At 70.8% G+C, this 23,506-nt stretch carries 24 protein-coding genes; 17 read left to right on the forward strand and 7 right to left on the reverse strand.

Annotated elements, in window-relative coordinates; all coding sequences use genetic code 11:
* Nucleotides 1–84 precede the first annotated feature (84 nt).
* The 7 genes from BLV39_RS41325 to BLV39_RS41355 all read left to right on the forward strand — a co-directional run bounded on the left by BLV39_RS41325 (nucleotide 85) and on the right by BLV39_RS41355 (nucleotide 6,594).
* Entirely contained in the window at nucleotides 85–1,212 is a 1,128-nt protein-coding gene (locus BLV39_RS41325) for a sugar ABC transporter substrate-binding protein (protein ID WP_090804838.1), read from the forward strand.
* Nucleotides 1,209–2,216 (forward strand): ABC transporter permease, encoded by a 1,008-nt coding sequence (locus BLV39_RS41330; RefSeq protein ID WP_090804839.1) that lies wholly within the window; start codon nucleotides 1,209–1,211, stop codon nucleotides 2,214–2,216. Before BLV39_RS41325 ends, BLV39_RS41330 begins: the two co-directional genes overlap by 4 nt.
* Nucleotide 2,217: 1 nt before the next feature.
* Nucleotides 2,218–2,973 carry an ATP-binding cassette domain-containing protein gene (locus BLV39_RS41335; protein WP_090804841.1) on the forward strand — a complete coding sequence of 252 codons (756 nt, stop codon included), beginning with the start codon at nucleotides 2,218–2,220 and terminating at the stop codon, nucleotides 2,971–2,973.
* An 81-nt stretch (nucleotides 2,974–3,054) separates the two neighbouring features.
* Entirely contained in the window at nucleotides 3,055–4,032 is a 978-nt protein-coding gene (locus BLV39_RS41340; RefSeq protein ID WP_090804843.1) for an ABC transporter substrate-binding protein, read from the forward strand.
* Nucleotides 4,029–4,787, forward strand: coding sequence for a class I SAM-dependent methyltransferase (locus tag BLV39_RS41345; RefSeq protein ID WP_090804845.1), 759 nt, complete (start codon nucleotides 4,029–4,031; stop codon nucleotides 4,785–4,787). The genes BLV39_RS41340 and BLV39_RS41345 overlap by 4 nt, the downstream gene beginning before the upstream one ends.
* Entirely contained in the window at nucleotides 4,784–5,785 is a 1,002-nt protein-coding gene (locus BLV39_RS41350; RefSeq protein ID WP_090804847.1) for a FecCD family ABC transporter permease, read from the forward strand. The genes BLV39_RS41345 and BLV39_RS41350 overlap by 4 nt, the downstream gene beginning before the upstream one ends.
* Nucleotides 5,782–6,594 (forward strand): ABC transporter ATP-binding protein, encoded by an 813-nt coding sequence (locus tag BLV39_RS41355; RefSeq protein ID WP_239084108.1) that lies wholly within the window; start codon nucleotides 5,782–5,784, stop codon nucleotides 6,592–6,594. Before BLV39_RS41350 ends, BLV39_RS41355 begins: the two co-directional genes overlap by 4 nt.
* On the opposite strand, the gene BLV39_RS41360 is transcribed toward BLV39_RS41355, so the two are convergent.
* From BLV39_RS41360 to BLV39_RS41370, 3 genes are all read right to left on the reverse strand, one after another.
* A complete protein-coding gene (locus BLV39_RS41360) occupies nucleotides 6,587–7,969 on the reverse strand; it encodes an MFS transporter (protein WP_090804849.1) in 1,383 nt (460 codons plus the stop codon). The genes BLV39_RS41355 and BLV39_RS41360 overlap by 8 nt on opposite strands.
* A gap of 70 nt (nucleotides 7,970–8,039) precedes the next feature.
* On the reverse strand, nucleotides 8,040–10,418 hold the full coding sequence (pepN, locus tag BLV39_RS41365; RefSeq protein ID WP_090804851.1) for an aminopeptidase N: 2,379 nt from the start codon (nucleotides 10,416–10,418) through the stop codon (nucleotides 8,040–8,042).
* Between the two features lie 9 nt (nucleotides 10,419–10,427).
* Entirely contained in the window at nucleotides 10,428–11,114 is a 687-nt protein-coding gene (locus BLV39_RS41370; protein WP_239084109.1) for a DUF899 family protein, read from the reverse strand.
* A 52-nt stretch (nucleotides 11,115–11,166) separates the two neighbouring features.
* Here BLV39_RS41370 and BLV39_RS41375 point away from each other — a divergent pair, with 52 nt between their 5' ends.
* Nucleotides 11,167–11,799 (forward strand): winged helix-turn-helix transcriptional regulator, encoded by a 633-nt coding sequence (locus BLV39_RS41375; protein ID WP_176985356.1) that lies wholly within the window; start codon nucleotides 11,167–11,169, stop codon nucleotides 11,797–11,799.
* Between the two features lie 22 nt (nucleotides 11,800–11,821).
* Here the strand turns inward: BLV39_RS41375 and BLV39_RS41380 are convergent, their stop codons facing one another.
* The 4 genes from BLV39_RS41380 to BLV39_RS41395 form a co-directional block, all read right to left on the reverse strand.
* Nucleotides 11,822–12,520 carry a 3'-5' exonuclease gene (locus BLV39_RS41380; RefSeq protein ID WP_090804855.1) on the reverse strand — a complete coding sequence of 233 codons (699 nt, stop codon included), beginning with the start codon at nucleotides 12,518–12,520 and terminating at the stop codon, nucleotides 11,822–11,824.
* A 261-nt stretch (nucleotides 12,521–12,781) separates the two neighbouring features.
* Nucleotides 12,782–13,414 (reverse strand): hypothetical protein, encoded by a 633-nt coding sequence (locus tag BLV39_RS41385; RefSeq protein WP_090804857.1) that lies wholly within the window; start codon nucleotides 13,412–13,414, stop codon nucleotides 12,782–12,784.
* 471 nt (nucleotides 13,415–13,885) lie between these two features.
* The gene (locus tag BLV39_RS41390) at nucleotides 13,886–14,641 is read right to left on the reverse strand and encodes a phosphotransferase family protein (RefSeq protein WP_239084110.1); all 756 of its coding nucleotides are present in this window, start codon (nucleotides 14,639–14,641) and stop codon (nucleotides 13,886–13,888) included.
* 150 nt (nucleotides 14,642–14,791) lie between these two features.
* On the reverse strand, nucleotides 14,792–15,745 hold the full coding sequence (locus BLV39_RS41395; RefSeq protein WP_143050132.1) for a hypothetical protein: 954 nt from the start codon (nucleotides 15,743–15,745) through the stop codon (nucleotides 14,792–14,794).
* Nucleotides 15,746–15,961: 216 nt separating this feature from the next.
* On the opposite strand from BLV39_RS41395, the gene BLV39_RS41400 reads away from it, so the two are divergent.
* From BLV39_RS41400 to BLV39_RS41440, 9 genes are read left to right on the forward strand one after another with little or no spacing between them, the layout of a single operon-like run.
* Complete coding sequence (locus tag BLV39_RS41400) at nucleotides 15,962–18,718, forward strand: Na+/H+ antiporter subunit A (RefSeq protein WP_090804863.1); 2,757 nt, start codon at nucleotides 15,962–15,964, stop codon at nucleotides 18,716–18,718.
* Nucleotides 18,715–19,122 carry a Na(+)/H(+) antiporter subunit C gene (locus tag BLV39_RS41405; RefSeq protein ID WP_090804866.1) on the forward strand — a complete coding sequence of 136 codons (408 nt, stop codon included), beginning with the start codon at nucleotides 18,715–18,717 and terminating at the stop codon, nucleotides 19,120–19,122. Before BLV39_RS41400 ends, BLV39_RS41405 begins: the two co-directional genes overlap by 4 nt.
* Nucleotides 19,119–20,633: a Na+/H+ antiporter subunit D gene (locus tag BLV39_RS41410; protein WP_090804868.1), complete on the forward strand. Its 1,515-nt coding sequence runs from the start codon at nucleotides 19,119–19,121 to the stop codon at nucleotides 20,631–20,633. Before BLV39_RS41405 ends, BLV39_RS41410 begins: the two co-directional genes overlap by 4 nt.
* Nucleotides 20,630–21,169 (forward strand): Na+/H+ antiporter subunit E, encoded by a 540-nt coding sequence (locus BLV39_RS41415; RefSeq protein ID WP_090804869.1) that lies wholly within the window; start codon nucleotides 20,630–20,632, stop codon nucleotides 21,167–21,169. The genes BLV39_RS41410 and BLV39_RS41415 overlap by 4 nt, the downstream gene beginning before the upstream one ends.
* Nucleotides 21,166–21,423, forward strand: a complete 258-nt coding sequence (locus BLV39_RS41420; RefSeq protein ID WP_090804871.1) for a monovalent cation/H+ antiporter complex subunit F — start codon at nucleotides 21,166–21,168, stop codon at nucleotides 21,421–21,423. The genes BLV39_RS41415 and BLV39_RS41420 overlap by 4 nt, the downstream gene beginning before the upstream one ends.
* Nucleotides 21,420–21,755, forward strand: a complete 336-nt coding sequence (gene mnhG, locus BLV39_RS41425) for a monovalent cation/H(+) antiporter subunit G (RefSeq protein ID WP_090804873.1) — start codon at nucleotides 21,420–21,422, stop codon at nucleotides 21,753–21,755. The genes BLV39_RS41420 and mnhG overlap by 4 nt, the downstream gene beginning before the upstream one ends.
* Nucleotides 21,756–21,798: 43 nt before the next feature.
* Nucleotides 21,799–22,233, forward strand: coding sequence for a glutaredoxin domain-containing protein (locus BLV39_RS41430; protein WP_090804875.1), 435 nt, complete (start codon nucleotides 21,799–21,801; stop codon nucleotides 22,231–22,233).
* Between the two features lie 37 nt (nucleotides 22,234–22,270).
* Entirely contained in the window at nucleotides 22,271–22,801 is a 531-nt protein-coding gene (locus BLV39_RS41435) for a PadR family transcriptional regulator (RefSeq protein WP_090804877.1), read from the forward strand.
* Entirely contained in the window at nucleotides 22,801–23,505 is a 705-nt protein-coding gene (locus BLV39_RS41440) for an ABC transporter ATP-binding protein (RefSeq protein WP_176985357.1), read from the forward strand. The genes BLV39_RS41435 and BLV39_RS41440 overlap by 1 nt, the downstream gene beginning before the upstream one ends.
* Nucleotide 23,506: the final 1 nt, after the last annotated feature.

Below are 23,506 nucleotides of genomic sequence, written 5' to 3' on the forward strand. Positions count from 1 at the left end.
GCCGGGCCTAACCTCTGTCCCACCAAGCGGCGGACGACCGCGTACCCACCCCTGTGCGATCCCGTCTGCCGAAGGATTACCGCGATGCGTGACGTCCATCCAGCGGTCGAGAAGGCCGTCGAAACGCTCCCGCTCAACTCGTTGACCCGCCGCCGCCTGCTGCGCGGCACGGGCCTGGCCAGTGCGTCCCTCGCCGCCTCCGCGCTGCTCGCCGGCTGCTCCGACGATCCGGCGGTCGCCGAGGGCGCGGTCGGCAACTTCCCGCGTACGCCCGCCTGGAAGTTCGTCTTCGTCTGTCACGTGACGACCAACCCGTTCTTCACGCCGACCCAGTACGGCGCCGAGGACGCGTGCAAGCTGCTGGGGGTCCAGTTCCAGTGGACCGGCTCGGTCAACTCCGTCGTGGCGGAGATGGTCGACGCCACCAACACCGCGGTCAGCGCCAAGGCCGACGGCCTCGCGGTCGCGGTGGTCGACAAGGCCGCGTTCAAGGCGCCGGTGGACCAGGCGCTCGACGCCGGCATCCCGGTCGTCTCCTTCAACGCCGACGGCGCACCGGACGACCCCGGCACCAACCGGCTCGCCTACATCGGACAGGGCCTCTACGAGTCGGGCTACGAGCTCGGCCGGCGGGCTCTCACCCAGCTCGACGGCGGCGAGGTCGCGGGGTTCATCGCGACGCCGGGCCAGCTCAACATCCAGCCCCGGATCGACGGCGCGCAGGCGGCGTTCAAGGACTCCGGCAAGCCCGTCACGTTCACCCCGATCGCCACCAACGCGGACGTGACCCAGGGACTGTCCATCATCGACGCGTACGTGCAGGGTCATCCGAACCTGGCCGGGCTGCTCGCCGTCGACGCCGGCTCGACCCAGAGCGTCGGGCAGACCGTGGCCAAGTACAAGCTGCGTGACAAGGGTCTCAAGGTGGCCGGCGGGTTCGACCTGGTCCCCGAGACGCTGGCCGCGGTCAAGAGCGGCGACCTCGACTACACCATCGACCAACAGCCGTACCTGCAAGGCTTCCTGCCGGTCCTGGCCCTCTACCTGCACAAGCTGACCGGCGGCCTGCTGTTCCCGACGCAGACCAACACCGGGCTGCTGTTCGTCACCAAGGACAACGTCGACCCCTACCAGGGCACCAAGACGCGGTACGAGGGTTCGGACACCGCGGTGAAGCTGGTGGAGCGCTCCGGCCCGATCGCGCACCCATGAGCGTTGTCGTCGACAAGCCCCGCGGGCCCGCGCTGGCCCGTCGGGCGTGGACCGGGTTCATCCGCCGGCGCGAGGCGAGCGTCCTGGTGGTCGCGATCGCGCTCGTCGTCTACTTCCAGGCGTCCACGCCGCTGTTCCTGACCACCGACAACCTGCGCAACATCGCCCAGGCGACCGCGCCGACCGCGATCGTCGCCGTCGGCATCGTGTTCCTGCTGGTCAGCGGGGAGATCGACATCTCGGTCGGGATGGTCGCGGCGCTCGCGCCCTACCTGATGCACTACGCGATCGACTTCTACGGTGTGCCGGCCGTGCCGGCGATCGTGCTGGCGCTGCTGATCGCGGCCGGCATCGGCCTGGTGAACGGGCTGATCACGACCCGGCTGAAGGTGCCCTCCTTCGTCACCACACTGGGCATGTTCTACCTGCTCTACGGCATCCTGCTGACCACCTCGCGGGCGTACCCGGTGGCCGTCCCTGCTTCGGCCAAAGGCGACGTGCAGACCTGGCTCGGTGCCGGCGACTGGGCCTCGCTGAGCTGGTGCCTGCTGCTGGTGGTGTTCTTCCATCTCGTGCTGACCCGCACCCGCTGGGGTCTGCACACCATCTCGGTCGGCGGCAACATCCTCGGCGCCACCGAGGCCGGCATCCGGGTCAACCGCGTGAAGGTCGGCAACTTCATGCTCGTGAGTACGCTCGGCGCGTTCGCCGGCCTGATGGAGGCCTTCCGGATCAACTCGATCGACCCGAACATCGGCGGCGGCACCCGCATCACCTTCACTGCGATCGCGGCGGCGGTGATCGGCGGCACCGCGCTGGCCGGCGGCTCCGGCACGGTCATCGGCGCGCTGCTCGGCATGTTCGTGCTCGCCGTGCTCCAGAACGGCTTCAACCTCGTCGGCGTCAGCGCGAACCCGTTCTTCCTCATCCAGGGCCTCGCGATCCTGGTCTCGATGATCGCGAACCAGTACCTGTCGCGGCTGCGTCGCGCGGGAGGGAGCTGAGATGGCTGACGCGTTGCGGGTCGAGGGTGTGGCCAAACGGTTCGGTGCGCTGACCGCACTGCAGGACGTGAACCTCCATGTTGGACGCGGTGAGGTGCTCGGGCTGCTCGGCGACAACGGTGCCGGCAAGTCCACGCTGATCAAGGTGATCTGCGGCTTCCACCGCCCGGACGCGGGCCGCATCCTGGTCGACGGCATCGAAGTGGTGTTGCGCAGCGTCGACCACGCGCGGTCGCTCGGCATCGACACCGTCTACCAGGATCTGGCGCTGGTCAACGAGCTCAGCGTCTACCACAACATGTTCCTCAACCGGGAGCACCGGATCGGGCCGCTGCTCAACAACCGCCTGATGCGCCGCCTGGCCGAGGAGCACCTGCGCGAGATGGGCGTCGACATCCCCGACGTGACCGTCGAGGCGGCCAAGCTCTCCGGCGGCCAGCGCCAGGCGATCGCGGTCGCGCGGTCGGTCTACTCGGCGGCACGGATCCTGCTGCTCGACGAGCCGTTGGCCGCGATGGGCGCGAAGGAAGCCACGATCATCCTGGACCTGGTCGCCGACCTGAAGGCCCGCGGCGACGTCGCGATCGTCATCATCGCGCACAACTACGCGCAGGCGCTCCAGGTCTGCGACCGGGTGGCCATCCTGCAACAGGGCCGGATCACCTTCGACCGCCCGACCGCCGAGACCTCGGTGGCCGAGCTCACCGACCTGATGGTCGCGGACTACCGCGGGCGCCGCCGGGCCGCCCCGGGGTGAGGGTGGGTGGCGGCCCGGCCGGGCGCGGGCCGCCATCCCCGACTTGCGCTGCCCGGGTGGGTCGCTGTTAGTGTCCGCCAAATGAAAATGGTTTTCATTACGGCGGGCCTGTGCGCGGCGTTGGCAGTCGGTGGCTGCGCCGACGGACCTGTTCCCGCACCTGCTGCGAGCGCCGCTTCCGTGGACCTGACCAACTGCGGGCTGCCGCTGCACGTGGCGGCGCCGCCCAAGCGCGCGGTCACGCTGGAACAGAACGCGACCGAGATCATGCTCAGCCTCGGACTGGCCGACCGGATGGCCGGCACGAGCTACCAGACCGACCCGGTGCTGCCCGCGCTGCGGCCCGCGTACGACAAGGTGCCGGTGCTCGCGAAGCTGTACCCGTCGCGCGAAGCGGTCCGGGTGGCCAGCCCCGACTTCGTCTACTCCACGTACACGTCCGCGTACGCTCCGGACGCCGCCGGGCCGCGCGCCGATCTGGCCAAGCTCGGCGTGCCCGCGTACCTCTCCCCCTTCGCCTGCGAGAACGCCGCGGACGCGACCGCCACGGTCAGCTTCGACGCCTTGTTCGGCGAGATCCGCGACATCGCGAAGGTGTTCGGTGTGCCCTCGCGGGGTGAACAGCTCATCCGCGAGCAGCAGGACCGGCTGGCCGGCGCCACCGTTCCCGCGAGCGATACCTCGCTGCTCTGGTACTACTCCGGCACCACGACCCCGTACGTGGCCGGGCACGGTGGCGTGCCGGACGCGGTCAGCACGCTGGTCGGGGCGCGCAACGCGTTCGGCGACGCCAGCCAGAAGTGGCCGGCCGGCAACTGGGAGGAGATCGCCAAGCGGAACCCGGACGTGATCGTGGTGGCCGACCTGACCCGCGGCGGTGACGGTGACAGCGCCCAGTCGAAAATCGACTTCCTGCGCAAGAACCCGGTCACGTCCACATTGGATGCCGTGGCGGCGGGCCGATTCGTCGTCGTGCCGGGCTCGTCGATGGACCCGTCCATCCGCAGCGTCGAGGCCGCCGAGTTGGTCGGCGCGGGCCTTCGGAAGTTCGCCCGATGACCGCACTGGACCGGGCCGACGCCCGGCGCCTGCTCGCGCTCTGGGACACGCAGCAGTCCGCCTACGTCGCCCATCGGGAGCAACGCTTCGAGGCGATGTTCGACGTCCTGCGGCTGCACTGCCCGGCCGACCTGACGATCCTCGACCTGGCCTGTGGACCCGGCGCGATCAGTGACCGGGTGCTGGCCGCCTTCCCGGAAGCCACCGCCGTGGCGGTCGACTACGACCCGGTCCTGCTGCGGATCGCCCGCGGCGTGCTGGACGGCCCGCGGGTCGAGGTGCGCGACGTCGACCTCGTGGCCGACGGGTGGTCCGCCGCGTTGGCCGGACGCCGGTTCGACGCCGTGCTGAGCTCCACCGCGCTGCACTGGCTCTCACCCGACCAGCTCCTGCGCGTCTACACCGCCGCCGCTAACCTGCTGCCGCCCGGCGGGGTGCTGCTCAACGCCGACCACCTGCGCTACGACGGTTCGGCGACCGCGCTCGGCGAGATCGCCCGCCAGCACGAGGTCGACGTGCGGGACGCGGCGTTCGCCGAGGGCGCGCTCACCTACTCCGCCTGGTACGCCGAGGCGGCCCGCCATCCGGAGCTCGCCGGGCTGGAGGCGGAGCGGGAACGGCGGTTCGCCGACCGGCCGCCGCAGGCCCTGGCGTCGTTGGAGTTCCACCTCGCCGCGCTGCGCACGGCCGGGTTCACGGAGGTCGGCACGGTCTGGCAGTACCTCGACGACTACGTCGTGTTCGCCCGTCGATGAAGGCGGCGGCGCTTCTGCTCGTCCTGGTGCTCAGCATCGCGGTGGCGGTCACGGTCGGGGTCGCCGACCTGTCGGTCACGGACGTGCTGCGCTCCGTCGGCGCCCACCTGGGTATGCCGGTGCGGCCGTTGCCGCCCCTGCCGGACAGCATCGTGTGGGAGCTGCGGCTGCCCCGGGTGCTGCTGGCCGGGCTCGTCGGTGCCGGCCTGGCCGTCTGCGGCGCGGTGCTGCAGGCGCTGACCCGCAACCCGCTCGCGGACCCGTTCCTGCTCGGCATCTCCTCCGGCGCCTCGACCGGCGCGGTGGCGGTGCTGGTGCTCGGCATCCAGATCGGAACGGGTCCGGTCGACCTGACCACCGGCGCGTTCGCCGGCAGCGTGGCCGCGTTCGCCGCGGTCCTGCTGCTGGCGGGCCAGCGCGCCACCGAACCCACCCGGATCGTGCTCGCCGGCGTCGCCGTCTCCCAGCTCTTCAGCGCGGTGACCAGCCTGATCGTCATCTCCGACGCGCACAGCCAGGACACCCGCAGCATCACGTTCTGGCTGCTCGGATCGCTGACCGCCGCCTCGTGGACGACCGTCACGCTCTGCGCCCTGGTGACCGGCGCCGGCCTGCTCGTGTGCTGGGCCGCGGCGACGGCGCTGGACGCGTTCGCGTTCGGCACCGACGCGGCGCGCTCGCTCGGCTTCTCCCCCGGCCGCACCCGGCTGCTGCTGTTCGGCGTCACCGCGCTGGTGGCGGCCACCCTGGTCGCGGCGAGCGGCGCGATCGGTTTCGTCGGGCTGACGGTGCCGCACGCGGTGCGGTTCGTCGTCGGCGCACGACACCGGGCGCTGCTGCCCGCCTGCGCGGTGGTCGGCGCGATCTTCCTGATCTGGGCCGACACGGCGGCCAGGACCGCGTTCGCACCGCAGGAGCTCCCGGTGGGCGTACTCACCGCGCTGCTCGGAGTGCCGGTGTTCGCGTTGGTCATGCGGCGCCGGGCGGGCACACCGTGACGGCCGCTCGCGTGCACGCCGACCGGGTGGGCTGGCGTGTCGGCGCGGTGCCGATCCTGGCCGAGGTGGCGCTGACGGCCGCACCGGGCACCACGGTCGGCCTGCTCGGCCCGAACGGGTCGGGCAAGTCGAGCCTGCTGAGGCTGCTGGCCGGGCTGACCCGGCCGGACTCCGGTGAGGTGCTGCTCGACGACGTGGTTCTGGGCACGCTGCGGCCGCGAGCGCTGGCGCGGCGGATCGCGATGGTCGCCCAGCAGGCGGCGACCGATGTGGACATGTCCGCCCTGGAAGTGGTGTTGTTGGGCCGGATCCCGTTCAGGCCGCGGCTTGCCGGGGTGTCCGCGCCCGACGTGGAGCTGGCCCGGAACGCCCTCGCCGAGGCCGGGCTGGCCGGGTTCGAGCGGCGGCGCTGGTCCAGCCTGTCGGGCGGCGAGCGGCAGCGGGTTGACCTGGCCCGCGCGCTGGTGCAGGAACCGGACCTGCTGCTGCTCGACGAGCCGACGAACCACCTGGACATCAAGCACCAACTGGAGCTGCTGCACTTCCTGGCGTCGTCGCCCACGACCGTCGTGGTGACCTTGCACGACCTGGACCTGGCCGCCCAGTACTGCGACCGCCTGGTGCTGTTGCACTCCGGTCGCGTCGTCGCGGCGGGCTCGCCGGCGGAAGTGCTGACCCCGGACCGGATCGCGCAGGTGTACGAGGTGCGGGCCGACGTGGACACCACACCCGACGGCCGACTCCGAATATCGTATGGCCGCCCCGGCGACGAGGCCACCGCGGGCCGATGGGAGAAGGCGGTCAGCTAGGGCGTTCGCGGTGGCCGGCGATCACGTCCGCGGTCGCCGCCGCCAGCGCGAGCACCATGAAGCCGATCGTCACGTACAGGCCGGTTCGGAAGGCGTCGGCGTAGTTGCCGTCGGTGGTGGCCAGCCGGCTGAAGAAGACCGCGCCGATCGCGGCGATGCCGATCGCCGAGCCAATTCGTTGCCCGGTTTGCAGGACGCCGCCGGCGCTGCCCGCTTCGGCCACCGGCACCTGGCTCAGGGTGAGGTTCTGGTTGGGGCTGATCACCAGGCCGCTGCCGATGCCCGCGCAGAGCAGTGGCAGTGCGGTCGCGAAGCCCGCGCCGCGGCCCTCGACGAAGTGCAGCGCGAGGATCACCAGGGCCAGTCCACCGATCACCATGCACAGACCGGTGACGACCAGCACCCGGCCGTAGCGGTTGACGATCCGGCCGCCGAGCATCGCGCCCGACGCCGAGCCGAGGGCGAACGGCGTGACGGTTAGGCCGGCCTCAAGCGCTGAGTAGTGCAGGCCGTTCTGGAGGAACAGCGTGAAGATGAAGAACGTCGTCGTGAACCCGGCGAAGTACGCCAGGGCCAACAGCGACCCGAGCGCGAACGAGCGCCGCCGGAACAGCGTCAGGTCGACCAGGGGCGACGCGCGCCGGCGCATCTGCAGCCGCTCCCAGGCGACGAAGAGCCCGAGGACCACGAGCCCCGCCAGGATCAGCAGCCAGACGATCGGACCGTGCCACTCCCTTTCCTGTACGAGCGGCAGCAGCACCAGCGCGACCCCCGCGCCGAGCAGCACGACGCCGATCGGGTCGACACCACGGCGCGGGGCCTCCTCGCCCGTGTGGCCGGGGATCCACCTCGTGCCGAGCACGATCGCGACGATGCCGACCGGGACGTTGATGTAGAAGATCCAGCGCCAGCCGTCCTCGGTGCCGGCGATGGCGATGATCGCGCCGCCGAGCAGTGGGCCGAGAGCGGTGGAGATGCCGATCGTCGCGCCGAGCGCGCCGAACGGCTTGCCGCGTTCGGCCGGCTTGAACATCTGCTGGACGAGGCCGGAGACCTGTGGGTTGACCACGCCGGCCGACGCGCCCTGCACGAGGCGGGCGCAGATCAGCCACAGCTCGCTGTCCGCCACGCCCGCGGCCGCGCTGGCCGCGGTGAACCCCGCCAGTCCGAGGACGAACAGCCGGCGCCGCCCGTGCGCGTCACCGAACCGTCCGGCGGGGACCAGGACCAGGCCGAACGCGAGGGCGTACCCGGAGAGCACCCATTGCAGGCCGCCCGAGCTCAGGCCCAGGTCCGTCTGGATCGACGGCAGCGCCACGTTGACGATGCTGACGTCGAGCAGGGTCATGAACGCCGCGATCAGGGCGACCGTCATGGCCCGCCACCGAGCGTCTACCGCGCGCACTTTCTGGACATTACGGGAAGCTGCCGACGAGAACGACTACTCAGGCGGCCCGGTCGTCCAGTTCGTCCTCCCACTCCCGGCGCAGCACTGCCGGGATGTCGCCGCGCAGGGCGTCGCGCACCAGGTCCAGCTCATCGGAGGTCAGCGGGAACGCCGGGAACGCCTTGCCGACCACGGCGGCGAACGCCGAACCCCGCCGGGCCAGTGCCGGTGCGGCCGCGACGTAAGCGGCGACGTACGGCGTGACCAGCTCGCGCTGCGACAGCGTCCAGAGGCCCTCGGCCAGCGCCCGGAAGCGGCTGACGGAAACGTCCCCGGTCATCGCCGCCCAGGCTTCCGCCTTCGCCTCGGCCGTCGGGCGCGCCGCCAGAGCAGTCACCGCGCCGAGGTCGCCACCGGCCGTGCCGTCGCGCAGCCGTTCGGCCTCGATCTCCGCCGCCTCGATGCCGCCGAGCTCGGCCAGCCGGCGCACGGTGGCCCACCGCAGCGCCGGGTCGAGCGCCAGGCCCTGGTCGGTGGCGTCCGCGGCTAGCCAGCGCCGCAGCAGCGCGGCGTCGCTCGTGCTCCAGGCCAGCCCGCCCGCCAGCGCGATCGCGCGCTGCTCGTCCGGCTCACCATCGAGCTTGCACGCCGCAGCGACCACCTCGAGCGCGGCCGGCACGTCCGACGGCGGCAGCGCGCGGCGCACCAGATCCTTCAGCGTGCGGTCGAGGGCGGCGGCCACCAGGGTGGACGAGGTCTCGCGCGGAAGCTGTCGGGCGACCAGGTCCAGGTGCGCGGCGGGCGGCACCTGGTCGAGCAGCGTCGCCCACAGCACCGCACGCACGAGCGGATCGCTCAGGGCAGCCAGGTCGCGCACGACGATGTCGTACGAGAACGGGTCCAGCTCGATCCGGGCGAAGGTCTCGCCGTGCGCGTTGGGCACCACGACCAACCCGGCCCACTCCGGCAGCGCCACCGGCTCGTCCGCCAGGTCGACCAACCGTTCGCCGACAGGCTCCAGCGACGGGGTGTACGCGGCCACGGTGAAGCGGTGCGGCCGCACGCCCTCGCGGGTGAACACCGGCACGTCGCCCGCGCGGGAGACCTTGATCGTGTCGTGGCCCGACTGCCGCAGCCACACCTGCGCCCAGCCGCGCACGTCGCGCGGTGAGGCGGCGTCGAGCGCCGACAGCAGGTCTTCGAGCGTCGCGTTTGCGAACCGGTGCCGGGTCAGGTGCGCGTTCACGCCGGACAGGAAGTCCTCCGTGCCCAGCCAGGTCACCAACTGCCGGAGGACCGCGTTTCCCTTGCCGTACGAGATGCGGTCGAAGATCGTCGTGGCGGTGTCGACGTCGGGCACGTCCTGCGCGGCCGGCGCGACCGGGTGGGTGGAACGGCGGCGGTCGGCGAGGTACGCGCCGGGCTTGTACGCGGCCTCGAACGACACCCGGGTGCCGGCGTACCCGGCGGCGAACTCGGCCACCTCGAAGCCCATGTAGTCGGCGAAGGACTCGTTGAGCCAGGCGTCCTCCCACCACACCGGGGAGACCAGGTCGGCGAACCACATGTGCGACATCTCATGGGCGACCACCATCGCGCGGCGCCGGCGGTTGTCGTCGGTGACCCGCCCGCGCGGCAGCATGAGCTCGTTCCACGTGACGCAGCCGGGGCACTCCATCGCGCCCCAGTTGAGGTCGGGCACGAAGACCTGGTCGTACGAGTCGAACGGGAACGGCTCGGTGAAGATCTTGGCGTAGTGGTCGAAGCAGACCTCGGTCACCCGGCGCAGCTCGGCGGCGTCGCGGTTCAGTTCCGCCGCCAGCGAGCGGCGCGCGTGCCAGCCCATCGGGACGCCGCGGTGCTCCCACGTCACGCTCGCGTACGGCCCCGCCGCGACGGCCAGCAGGTCGCACGGGATCGGCGGGGTGGTGGCGAACTCGAACCGGCCGCTTTTCGCCTTCGTGAGTCGCCCGTTGGACAGCACCGTCCACTCTGGATCGGCGAGGACCGTCACCGTGATCGGCGCCTTGAGGTCGAGCTGGTCGAAGCAGGCGAACAGGCGCTGGGTGATGTCCAGGCCCAGATACCCGCCGACGTAGCGCTCCCCGTCCACCGGGTCGGTGAAGGTGTGCATGCCCTCGCCGTCGGTGACGTAGCGCAGCCGCGCGTCGACGACCACCTCGTGGGTCCCCGGGGTCAGGCCTTCCAGCGTTATCCGTTTCTCGTCGTACGCCGGCGTTATGGTCTCGCCATCGACCGTTACGTCGATCGATGTGGCCTGGTGGAGCTCGAGAAACGTGTCGCCGCCGGTGGTGTCGAAGCGCACGGCGACCTGGCTGCGGAAGTCGTCCGGGGAGGTGACGTCGAAGGTGAGGTCATAGGAGACCTCGGAGAGCATGGCGGCCCGGGCGCGGGCTTCGTTCAGGGTCAGCGACACCCCGACAGGTTAGTTGCCGTTCTGGGTGACACCTGGCCTGGTCCACTGCGGCACGGGGCGACCATCCCTGCGCCAGCGCGTGTACGTGGGGTCCTGCGGCCAGCCGTCGGGCGAGTCCTCCCACGCCTCCTGGCGACCGTACGCCGTCAGGTCCAGGAGCTTGTGCGACGACATGATCGCCTCGACGCCGCGGCCGGTCGTCTCGTACGTCAGGAAGAACCGGTCACCCTGGCGCAGGAAGCAGGCGATGACACCGCCGCCGGCGTACGCGGGGTCGGTGATGCCGTGCGTCGAATACCAGGGGTGGGTGTAGCCCATGAACTCGCGGTAGGGCGCCATCTCCGCGTAGGTGCCCTCGCCGAAGACGGCGAAGGAGATGCCGCGCGCTTCGAGGTAGGCAGCGTCGTGGAAGTCCCAGATGCTGGCGGTGCAGCCTTCGCACTGGTCCGCGAAGGACTTGCCGTCGTGCCACATGTGCTTGTAGACCACGAGCTGGTCGCGGCCCTGGAAGATCTCCTCCAGCGGCGTCTCGCCACGCGCCCCGACCAGCGAGACCGGTGCGACCTCGGTCATCGGGAGCCGGCGGCGGGCGGCGGCGATCGCGTCGCCCTCGCGGGTGTGCGCCTTCTCGCGAACCAGCAGCGTCTCGCGTTCGCGGATCCAGGCCTGGCGGTCGACGATCTCGGGTGCGGACATGCCGACTATGCTAAACATAGTCAGCACTCGGGTAAAGAGAGTAAGGCGGAACGTGCCGATCAAGCGCAGCTACGGAGAGCACGGAGACGCGTGCCGCGCCGCGAACGCCCTCGACCTCGTCGGCGACCGGTGGACGCTGATCCTCGTGCGCGAGCTGATCCTGGGCCCGAAACGGTTCGCCGACCTGCAGGAGTCGGTACGCGGCATCACCCCGGCGGTCCTCGCCGACCGGCTGCGCTTCCTGCGCGAGGCCGGCATCGTCGAGCAGGTCGTCCTCGCGGACCTGGCCCGCACTCATGCCTATGCGGCGACGGAATGGGGCCGCGGCCTGGAGCCGGTCCTGGCCGCGCTGGGGCAATGGTTCTCGGCCGGACCCGACCCGAGCACCTCCGGCGGCATGACTCCCGACGGCATCGTGGTCGCGATGCGCACGATGGGTGCGGCCGACTCAAACGTCGCACTACGCCTCTACGACGAGCGCCGATCCGACCCGCCGGTGCACACCTACGACGCCGGCACTCCCGCCGCCGCGACGGTCACGTCCGACTCGACGGTATGGAGCGAGATCCTCTTCGGCGGGCTCGCTCTGGGCGACGCGGAACGCGACCACGGTGTGGTCGTCGAGGGCGACCGGGCCGCCGTTGTCCGACTCGTACGTGGCTACGCCTCGGCGGGCGATGAATAACAGAGCAGACAGTCCCCGTTCATCAGGTCGGCTCGGCGGCCACCTCGCCCGCTACTGGCGTCAGCTCGAACAACCCGTCTTGTGCGGCCAGGTTGCACTTCGCCGTACGACCGGCGACCTTCACGAGAGCAGCGAGGTTCGCGACTCGACCGCGGTCGTTCGCCAGGGTGATCAGCCTGCGGAACACCTGCGCGGTGACGTCGACATCGGCGGTGGCCCGGTGGCGGTTCGCTGGCTGCGAGATTTCGAAGTGCGTGAGCAACGTGTCGAGCCGGTAGTTCACCAGGCCAGGAATGCAGTGCTTGGCGAGCAGGATTGTGTCGAGGAGATTGGTGCGGGCGAGCGTCGGGCAGTGTTCTCGCTGGTTGTAGATGATGTTGGCTTCGGTGGCGGCGTGGTGGGCCACCAGTAGGTACGGGGTGTCGCCCGAGAAGCGGCGGTCCACCCCGCCCAGGGCTTCGGTTGGGGTCGGGGCCACGCTGAGCTGCGCGGCCGTCAGCCCAGTCTGCGCGGTGCCAGCCGGTGTTACCGGCGCGAACGCGGGAGGCCGGATCAGCGATGTGCTCCTACCTGTCTCTTGCCACCCCTCGTCCTCGTAGCGCAGTGCCAGAACGGCTATCTCGATCGGCTGAGATGGGTAGCCGGTGGGTGTCGTTGCCTCGAAGTCGATGACCACGAACGTCATCGACCGGAAGGCGGGATCCGCGGTCAGACCGCCCATGCACTCGCCCCTCCTCTGAGCTGGAGGGATCCTGTTTGCATGCTGCCACGTTTGGCGCCACCTACCCGCCGGGCCAGCCGGCGACCTGCGTTAAGTGCCCACCCATCGGTCCGTATGGATACGAATGGTCGGCGCACCGGTACGTGCGAATCGTGCTGCGGTGGGACGTGATCTAGCGAGAGCGATCTGTAGAAACGGGCCTGTATCCCCACGAGGAGCTGGCCCGTTTCTCTGCGTTGTGTGGATGCGATCCCGTTGCGCCTAAGGCCACTGGATCGCGGACAGCGTCTGGACCGCCGTCGATCCCGCAGCGGCTATCAACGCCGCCCGGACCTCGCGACCCAACGCCTGGAGAATGCCGGCTCGCGGGTTGCCGTCTTTGAGTTCGCGGTCCATCGCATCGAGGTCGGCCCCGGTCCGCGTGCGCACATCGGCGCTGACGTTGTCGAGAAGCTGCCGCGCGGCGGCGATGAACGCCTCGACGTCGTTGCGCTGGTCGAACGTGAACGTGCCGGTCTGCGTCGCGCCAGGGCTGCCCTGCTGGATCTGCGACCCGTACACCGATCCGTGGATGTTCGTGATGTTGACCAGCGGGACGAAGTGCTCGGTCCTGGTCTTCGGGTCACTGATGGCCTCTTCCATCTCGGTGACCCCGTAGTGCGTGATCTGGACCGACGGCAGCCCGTCCATCGTCCAATGCGGCCTGACGAGATGCTCGCCCTCAAGCCACTTGATCGCGGCGGCCACGTCGTCTTCGCTCGGTATCGGACCAGACCAACCGTCTGGGACCTTGAACTCGTCTGTTTCCGCGAGGTGGTACTCGTTGCCGCCGGTCTTGTCGTAGATCCATTTCGCCAGGATCGTGCGTAGCTGACGTTTGCCTTCAAGGTCCACGAACTGCTCCTGTTGATCATTACCGGGGTATTGCCGACAGGGCTCATTAGACCGTCGTCACGCCGCGTGGGCACAATCGCCGGAGGTTCTGCCACGTAAGCCGCGAATCTCGTCACGCTGGGTGTTCTCCTTCGACTGAGACGAACCGGCGCGTCGCGCGTCGACCGCGAAGCCCCATCTCTCGGGCGCTAGCACAGCGAACACCGAACAAGTCCCGCCGCGTCCCAACGAAGGTGGCGCAATCTCCGCCCACGCGCGTGCGGTGCTGGTCAGCGGCGCGGCTCCCGCAGCCGGCTGCTTGGTCAACGACCGCATGCGAGCGTCGTCGAACGCACGTGCGCAGGCCTCGACGAAGGTTGTGGATCACATCGCGAGGCCCGCGTCGTAAGTATCCAAACTTCACCTCGGGTGTCCGCCTCACGGGTCAAGCTCACGTAATGTTCGTAGCCGATGGGCCAGAGAGGCTGATCGCTACAGCCTCGCCACGGCGGCCCGGAGGAACTCGTCGCGGCGGGGGGTGTGTTCCGGAGGGTCGCACTCGGTCCGGGTGTTGAGCGCCGCGACGGCGTCCCAGTAGGGCACGTCCGTGGCGCGGGTGTCGCTGGCGCGTTCCCAGCCCTCCAGCACGAACCGTGGCGCGTCGTTGCCATGAGCCAGGAACGCCTGCTTGCGGAGTTCGCCGAGGTCCACGCCCGGGTGGCCGACGCCCGCCGTCTTCCAGTCGATCAACGCGCCGCTCGACATCATGTTCCCCGGCCACACGTCCCCGTGTACGAAGACCGACGGACCGGGAACGGCGCCCTGGACAAGTGCGTCGGCGTGCGCGAGTAACGGCGTGGTCGGCATCCGCCCCAGCCGCCGGTCCAACGCGAAGTCGTCGACGGCGATCGGCCGAGCCCGCCACGGCAGAAGGTCGGACGGGGTCAGCGAGATCCGATGGACCCGCGCGATCGCCGCTCCGGCAGCGCGGAGCCGGTCGACGCCGACCCGGGCCGGCCACCCGCTCGCACCGGGCACGACGGTCTCGAGGCTGACCGGCACGCCGGCGATCAGCGTGCCGCCGAGCAGCCGCGGAGCCGGCAACGAATGTCGCTCGGCCATCAGCAGCGCGGCGACGTTGGTGGCGATCATGTCGTTGTCGATGCGGGATGTCGGTGCCCGAAGGACCACCTCGACCGACGAGACCCGAAGCAACCAGGGACCCTCGCCCGCGTGCAGCGCCCGCACGCTCACCACCCGGGCGGCACGGTCGACACACGTCGCCGCCCAGGCCAGCAAGGCCGAATTACCCGTCCCGCACAGTCAGTCACCGTGACAGACCCGACGGGAACTGTCCAGGGCGCCGGGCGGCGACACGAGCCGCCCGGCGCCCGAGAACTAGTGCCGGCTGTCCGCCCGGCACGGCACCTGCTGGTGCCGGAACTCACCGGCTTCGCGCCCGTTGACGAACACCGTCAGTCGACCGGACCGGAACCGCTCCGCCACCGACTTGCCGGGCTTCACAGTCTGCGCCCGGCCGTTGCCGAACCGGACCGTGATGTTGACGCGGCCCGTGTTGCGCACCGTCACCGTGCTCGACCGCTCGCCGCACCGCGCCGGGCTGAAGGAGAGCTGCCATGACGGCGCGGCGGGTGCCTTCCAGACGATCTCCTGGCACACCCTGCCGCCGGCGAAGCGCACGTGGTTCACGCGGGCCACCGTGCCGTCGTTGTACGTGCCCTGCCCGACCGCGAACGCGACCACCCGGGCGTTCGGGTTCGCCGTGCGGATCTCGGTCAGGGTGCGGTTGTTCGCGTACGACCCGCCGCCCTCGGAGACCATGCCCGGGATCGTGGCGCCGGTCCAGAACTTGCCCTGGTCCACGTCCCACGTCGTCGTCTGGCCGCGGGCCGGGTTGCCGTCGATCTGGTAGTACGGCTCGTAGACGATCGCGCCGTCCTCGGAGCCGTTGTTGGTCAGGTCGAGGAACAGCCGGTACGCCGGCAGCGCGGCGGCGTTGCCCGCCGGGATCGGTGTCCCGTCGACCGTGGTCCCGTCCAGCTTGGTCAGCTCGTAGCTCAGCGCCGAGACGTCCGAGAGCTTCACCCGCGTCGGCAGGTTGTAGCGGTACTGCACCGCCGAGTCCTGCACGGGCGTCGCGACCTGGGCTCCGTTCGGCACCACCTTCACGGTGCCGCCGGCCTTGGTCGTCCAGCCCTTCGTGTTCGTGAGCGTCGACGTCGAACACCGACTCGCGGGAGTGGCGGCCGCAGCCGGCGCGGCCGACACCACCGCCAGCCCGCCCGTCACCGCCAGAGCGGCGACCACACCACCCAACGCACGCTTCAACAAGGGAAACTCCTCGATCGATCGGCGCCGCGTCCCGACGGGAACGCGACGGGGCGGCCATCCGCCACCCCGTATGGGTCAACGACTCACCCGGCCGCGTTGAACGGACCGTCACCCGCACCGGGGTCGCCCAACCGGGGCGTACCTCACGTTCGCAAAGCCACCCAGGCGCAAGCCCGCCTAACGTCCTAAATGCCCGCTTGCGCCTACCCTGGGCGTGTGCTGGTGCTGGTGGGGGTCCACGCCGTGATGGCTGTGGTCGCACCTGGGCTGGTGCGGTGGCTCGGTCGGCGCGCGCTCTACGTCGTCGCGCTCGCGCCGCTCGCCGCGCTCTGCTGGGCGCTCGCGCGCACGAACGACACCGTGACCGAGTCGTACACCTGGGTCACTCAACTCGGCATCGGCCTCGACCTGCGGATGGCCACCCTCAACTGGCTGCTGGTCGTGCTCGTCACCGGCATCGGCGCGATCGTGCTGGCCTACAGCGTCCGCTACTTCCCTGAAGACCAGACCGGGCTCGGCCGGTACGCCGCCGTGTTCGTCGCGTTCGCCGGCGCCATGTTCGGCCTCGTGGTCGCCGACAACCTGCTCCTGCTGTACGTGTTCTGGGAGCTCACCACCGTCTTCTCCTACCTGCTCATCGCGCAGGACCCGACCCGGCGCGCGAACCGTTGGGCGGCCACCCAGGCGTTGCTGATCACCACTCTCGGCGGCCTCGCGATGCTGGCCGGTTTCGTGGTCCTGGGCGAGTCCGCCGGCACGTACCGGTGGTCGGAGATCGAGGCCAGCCCGCCGTCAGGTGGGCATCTCGCGGCCGCGGTGGTGCTGATCCTGCTCGGCGCGCTCAGCAAGTCGGCGATCTTCCCGTTCAGCTTCTGGCTGCCGTCGGCGATGGCCGCACCGACGCCGGTCAGTGCCTACCTGCACGCCGCGGCGATGGTCAAGGCCGGCGTCTTCCTCGTCGCGCTGCTCGGGCCGACGCTCGGTGCCGACCCGCCCTGGCGTCCGCTGCTGCTCGTCACCGGCGTGCTCACCATGCTCCTCGGCGGCTGGACCGCGCTGCGCCAGAACGACCTCAAACTCATGCTGGCGTACGGCACCGTCAGCCAACTCGGCCTGCTCACCGCGGTCTTCGGCGGGAGCAACCGCAACGCGGGCCTGGCCGGCGTGGCCCTGCTGCTCGCGCACGCGCTCTTCAAGTCGACGCTGTTCCTCGTCGTCGGGATCATCGACGTCAGCACCGGCACCCGCGACCTGCGGGAGCTGAGCGGTCTCGGGCGGCGGGCACCCGTGCTGGCCGCGATCGCGATCCTGGCCGGCGCGTCGATGGCCGGGCTGCCGCCGTTCGCGGGCTTCGTCGGCAAGGAGGCCGCGTTCGACGCGTTCCTGCACGGGTCCGACACAGCGGACCTGTGGGTGCTGGCCGCGCTGGTGATCGGTTCGACCCTGACCGTCGCGTACACCCTGCGGTTCCTCTGGGGTGCCTTCGCCGACAAGCACGAACAAGAAGCGAGCCTGAATCCGATCGCACGAGACTGGCTGGTCTGGCCCGGGATCCTCGCGGTCGCCGGGCTCGGCGTCGGCGCCGCCGCCAAGCCGCTCGGCGGGAGCCTGGACCACTACGCCGACCTGTTTCCCGAGGTAGGCGCCACTTACCACCTCGCGGTGTGGCACGGGTTCACCGGGCCGCTCGGGCTTTCCGTCCTGGTGCTGGTGGCCGGCGGAGCGCTGTTCCACTACCGGCAACGGATACCGGGAACGCGGCTGCCGTTCGACGGTGGCGCCGTCTACCAGCGGGTGATGAACGGCCTCGACCGTGGGGCGGTCGAGCTGACCGGTGCCACCCAGCGCGGCTCGCTCCCGTTCTATCTCGGTGTCATCCTGCTGGCGCTGGTCGCCGGCCTGGGCGGGACCCTGATCGGTTCCGCGCCGTGGCCGGACGACGCCCGCGCCTGGGACACCTCGCTGCAGGTCGTGGTCGCGGTCGGGATCGTCGTCGCGGCGGTCGCCGCGGTGCGGGCGTTGCGCCGGCTGACCGCGATGGTGCTGGTGGGCATCTCCGGGTACGGCGTCGCCGTGCTGTTCATCCTGCACGGCGCCCCCGACCTGGCGCTGACCCAGTTCCTGGTCGAGACCGCGACGATCGTGATGGTCGTGCTGGTGCTGCGCCGGCTGCCGGCCAAGTTCTCGGAGCGGCTGATCCGCACCAGCCGGGTCGGCCGGATCGCGCTCGGCATCGCGGTCGGCGTGGTCGCGGCGGGCATGACGTTCGTGGCCGTCGGCGCGCGCGAGGCGACCCCGGTCTCCACCATCTTCCCGGAGTTGGCGGGCTCGTTCGGCGGCGGCGGCAACGTGGTCAACGTGATCCTGGTCGACATCCGCGCCTGGGACACGATGGGCGAGGTCTCGGTGCTGGTCGTCGCGGCCACCGGCGTCGCCAGTCTGATCTTCCGCCGCACGGAGGCGCTGGCCCGCCGGCGGGGCGTGCCCGGGCCGGCCGTAGGACCGCCGGGCTGGCTGGGCGCCGGCCCGAGTGGACAGTCGATCATCCTGCAGGTCGTCACCCGCCTGGTGTTTCACCCCATCGTGCTGTTCTCGGTCTTCCTGCTGTTCTCGGGGCACAACGCTCCCGGCGGCGGGTTCGCCGGGGGACTGGTGGCCGGGCTGGCGCTGACGGTCCGCTACCTCGCCGGCGGGCAGGCCGAGCTGACCGCCGCCGCTCCGATCGACGCCGGCATCGTCCTCGGCGCCGGGCTGCTCGTCGCGGTCGGCACCGGCGTGCTGGCCCTGCTGGCCGGCGGCCAGGTGTTGCAGACGGCGATCGTCGACCGGCACCTGCCCGTGCTCGGCGACGTGCACCTGGTCACCTCGATCTTCTTCGACATCGGCGTGTACCTGGTCGTGGTCGGCCTGATGCTCGACATCCTGCGCAGCCTCGGCGCGGAGATCGACCGGCAGGAGGTGGCCGCGGGATGAGCCCGAACCTCACGTACGTCGCCGTGGTCGGTGTCCTCTTCGCCGCCGGGGTGATCCTGCTCCTGGAGCGCAGCCTGACCCGGGTGCTGATGGGCGTGGTGCTGCTGGCCAACGGCGTCAACGTGCTGATCCTGGCCGGCGGCCGGTACGGCGGCCCACCGATCGTCGGCACCACCCCGGACGACGAGATGAGCGACCCGCTGCCGCAGGCGATGATCCTGACCGCGATCGTGATCACGCTGGGGCTGACGGCGTTCCTGCTCGCGCTGGCCTACCGGTCCTGGCGGCTGGTCGGGCACGACGAGGTGCAGGACGACATCGAGGACCGCCGGATCGTCGAGCTCGCCGAGCGGGACGCGGGACCCGAGGTCGAGGACGTCGACGACGAGGCCGAGGCGCCGTGACCGCCCTGGTGCCGCTGCCGGTGGTGATCCCGCTGTTGGGCGCGGCGGTGACGTTGATGCTGACCCGGTTCCCGCAGGCGCAGCGGCTGGTCAGCCTGGCCGCGCTCACCGGGGTGCTCGGCGTGTCCGCCGCGCTGCTGGTCGTGGTCTGCGATGACGGCCCGCAGGTGGTCGCCGTCGGGGCCTGGCCGGTGCCGATCGGCATCGTGCTCGTGGCCGACCAGTTCTCCGCGTTGATGCTGGTCGTCTCCGCGGCCGTCACGCTCTGCGTGCTCGTCTATTCGATCGGCCAGGGCATGGCGGACGGCGGCGAGGACACCCCGCTGTCGATCTACCACCCCAGCTACCTGGTGCTCACCGCCGGCGTCACCACCGCCTTCCTCTCCGGTGATCTGTTCAACCTGTACGTGGGCTTCGAGATCCTGCTGGTCGCCAGCTACGTGCTGATCACGGTGGGCGGCACCGAGGACCGGATCCGAGCCGGCACGACGTACGTGGTGGTCAGTCTGCTCTCGTCGTTGTTGTTCCTGACCGCGATCGGGCTGATCTACGCCGCGGCCGGCACCCTGAACATGGCCCAGTTGGCCGGCCGCCTGGACGCCCTGCCGGACGGCGTGCGGCTGATGCTGAACTGCGTCCTGCTGCTCGCGTTCGGCATCAAGGCAGCGGTGTTCCCGCTCTCGGCGTGGCTGCCGGACAGCTATCCCACCGCGCTCGCGCCGGTCACCGCGGTGTTCGCGGGCCTGCTGACCAAGGTCGGCCTGTACGCCATCATCCGCGTGGAGACGCTGCTGTTCCCTGGTGGACCGACCCGCGACCTGCTGCTGGTGCTCGCCATGCTGACGATGCTGGTCGGGATCCTCGGCGCCATACCGCAGACCGACGTGAAGCGGCTGCTGTCCTTCACCCTGGTCAGCCACATCGGCTACATGCTGTTCGGGATCGGGCTGTCCAACGAGTTGGGTGTGTCCTCCGCGATCTTCTACGTGGTGCACCACATCACGATCCAGACGACGTTGTTCCTCGTCGTCGGGCTGATGGAGCGGTACGGCGGCACCACCGCCCTCGACCGGCTCGGCGGCCTGGCGGCCCTTTCCCCGCTGCTCGCCGTGCTGTTCTTCGTGCCGGCGATGAACCTGGCGGGCATTCCGCCGTTCTCCGGATTCCTCGGCAAGCTTGGCCTGATCGAGGCGGGCGCCGCGGCGGGCGGTGGACTGCGCTGGGCGCTGGTGGCCGCCGCACTCGCGACCAGCCTGCTGACGCTGTACGCGGTGGCCCGGGTCTGGAACCTGGCCTTCTGGCGCCGCCCGGTGCGGACTGCGGCGTCCGGGCCGATCGAGGGCGCGGCGTTGCCCCGCCTGATGGTCGGCGCGACCGTCGCCCTGCTCGTGCTCGGGGTCGCCCTGACCGGCATCGCCGGGCCGCTGTTCGATCTGACCGGTGACGCCGCCGCCGACCTGCTGGAGCGCGCGCCCTACGTCGACGCGGTCCGCGGCGAGGGAGTGCGATGACCCGCCGCGACAACACCATCTTCGCGCTGCTCGGGCTCACCCTCGTCTGGATCCTGCTGTGGGGCACATTCTCCTGGGCGAACCTGCTCGGCGGCCTGGGCGTCGCCGCGGTCGTGCTGATCGCCTTCCCGCTGCCGCCGGTGGTGTTCGGCGGGCGGCTCCGCCCGGTCGCGCTGGCCCGGTTCGTCGGCTGGTTCGCCTACGACCTGGTCCTGGCCAGCGTCCAGGTCGCCGCGCTGGCCTGCCGCCCCGGAGCCCCACCCCACAGCGCGATCATCGGTGTACGCCTGCGCGTCAACACCGACCTCAACCTGACGCTGACCGCCGAGGCGCTCTCGCTCGTACCCGGAAGCCTGATCCTCGAGGTGGACCGTTCTCTTGGTGTGTTGTACGTGCATGTGCTGGACGTGAGCGACCGCGCCCAGGCCGAACGCTTCCGGCGCGACGTGCTGGCCCTGGAACGGCGGATCGTCGAAGCGGTCGGCTCGCCGTCCGAGTTTCTGCTTGTCAACCAATCCGAGAGTGCAGGCCCATGACCGCTGTCGCCATCACCGTGACCGTCATCCTCGCGGCCGCCGCGCTGCTGGCCCTGATCCGGGCGCTGCGTGGACCGTCCATCCTGGACAGGGTCGTCGCCACCGACGTGCTGCTCGCCATCATCGTGGCCGCGATCGCCACGGAGGCGGCCTACACCCTGGACGCAACGGCGCTGCCGGTCCTCGTGGTGTTGTCCACCCTCGGTTTCACCAGCTCGGTCAGCGTGGCCCGCTTCGTCCGGACCGACCGGTGAGGGCCCTGGACGTCGCGGCCTCGGTGTGCCTGATCGCCGGGGCGGCGTTCAGCCTGGCGGCGGGGGTCGCGCTGATCAGGTTCCCGGACATCCTGTCCCGCATGCACGCGGCGACCAAGCCCCAGGTCCTCGGCCTGCTGCTGGTGCTGCTCGGCTGCGGGCTTCGGTTCCGCAACACGGTCGACATCACGACCCTGGTGCTGATCGGGGTGTTCGCGCTCACCACCGCGCCCGTGGCCGCGCACATGATCGGGCGGGTCGCGTACCGGTCGGGCGAACACCGCGCGGACCTGCTGGTGATCGACGAGCTAGCGGACCACCAACGTCGGTGAGACCTCCTGGTCCGGCTGCCGGCGACGCGCGTACCGTGATCTCATGCTGCGGAGTTGGCGGTGGGCCGGGTTCGCCCTGGCTGTCGGCGTGTTCGCGGCGGGCACGTCGTTCGCCGCGGGTGGCTGGTCCGCGCTCGTGGTCGCCGAGATCGTCCTGTTCGTCGCGCTGGCCTTCCTGTGGTCGCCGTTGGCCTTTCCCCGCTCGATCGGTGCGGCGGACGCGCAGCAGCGCAGCGGCGTCGATGGCCGACCGGTGATCTATTGGCGGCCCGGATGCCCCTACTGCCAACGGTTGCGGCTCCGGCTGGGCCGCCACGGGCGCCGCGCGCACTGGGTCAACATCTGGACCGACCCGGCCGGCGCGGCGGCGGTCCGGGCGATCGCCGGCGGCAACGAGACGGTCCCGACCGTCGTGGTCGACGGCGAGTCACGGGTCAACCCCGACCCGGCCTGGCTGCTCGGGCGGCTCCGCGCGTAGGTTGACACCGCTATAGCTACCCGCTATCTATTACGGCGTGCAAGACGTCGTGTTGGCCATGCTGGCCAAGGAGCCGGCCTACGGCTATGACCTGCGTGCCCGGATGCGCGAGGCGCTCGGCCCGCTGGGCGACGCGATGAACGCCGGTCAGATCTATGTCGCGTTGGCCCGGCTGGCCAAGGCCGGGCTGGTGACCTCGGAGCACGACGAGGGCCTGCCGGACCGGCCTGACCGCCGGGTCTACGCCCTGACCCCGGCCGGACAGCAGCGGGTCGCGGGCTGGCTGACCGAGGTGAGCTGGCCGAAGCCGGACCTCGCCGAGTTCCACCTCAAGCTGGTGGCCGCCGCGGCCGGCCGGCTGGCCGATCCCGTCTCGCTGGTCGACGCGCAACGGCGCGAGGTCCTGCGCCGGGTGCGTGACGCCCAGCGCGCGGCGCTGGACCGGTCGGTGGATCCGGTCGCCGGTCTGCTGCTGGAGGGCGTCGTGCTGCGGCTGCGGGCCGACCTGGAATGGCTGGAGGCCTGCGAGCGCACGTGGGCGTCGCGCGCTGGGCACGCCGAGTCGTGATGGCGCTGCGAGCCCATGGGCTGACCAAGAGGTACGGCTCGCACAACACGCTGGTACGCGCCGTCGACGAGGTCGACCTGGAGGCGCCCACCGGGCAGACGTTGGCGATCATGGGCGCGAGCGGCTGTGGCAAGTCCACCCTGCTGCACCTGCTCGGCGGGCTGCAACGCCCGACCGACGGCCAGGTGTGGCTGGGCGAGAACCGGGTCGACACGATGAGCGAACGGGCGCTGGCCCGGCTGCGGCGCGACGACGTCGGGTTCGTCTTCCAGTCGTTCCACCTCATGGATGAGCTCACCGCGGTGGAGAACATCGAGCTCGCCGCGCTGCTGGCAGGCCGGTCGCCGGGGCGAGCCCGCAAGCGGGCGTTGTACCTGCTGGACCGGGTCGGGCTGGCCGACCGCGCCATGCACCTGCCCTCGGCGCTGTCCGGCGGGCAACGGCAGCGGGTCGCGATCGCCCGCGCGTTGAGCAACGAGCCGCTGGTCGTGCTGGCCGACGAACCCACCGGCAACCTGGACACCGCCGCCACGCTGGAGGTACTGCGGCTGTTCGACGAGTTGCACGCCGCGGGGCAGACGCTCGTGGTGGTCACCCACGACGCCCGCATCGCCGCGGTCGCCGACCGGGTGATCGCGATGCGCGACGGCGCCTTCGCCGACGACAACCGGCTCGTTGGCACCGTCTACGACGGTCGCCGCTGAC

Origin of the sequence: Asanoa ishikariensis, from assembly GCF_900107455.1 — a bacterium.
Lineage (GTDB): Bacteria > Actinomycetota > Actinomycetes > Mycobacteriales > Micromonosporaceae > Asanoa > Asanoa ishikariensis.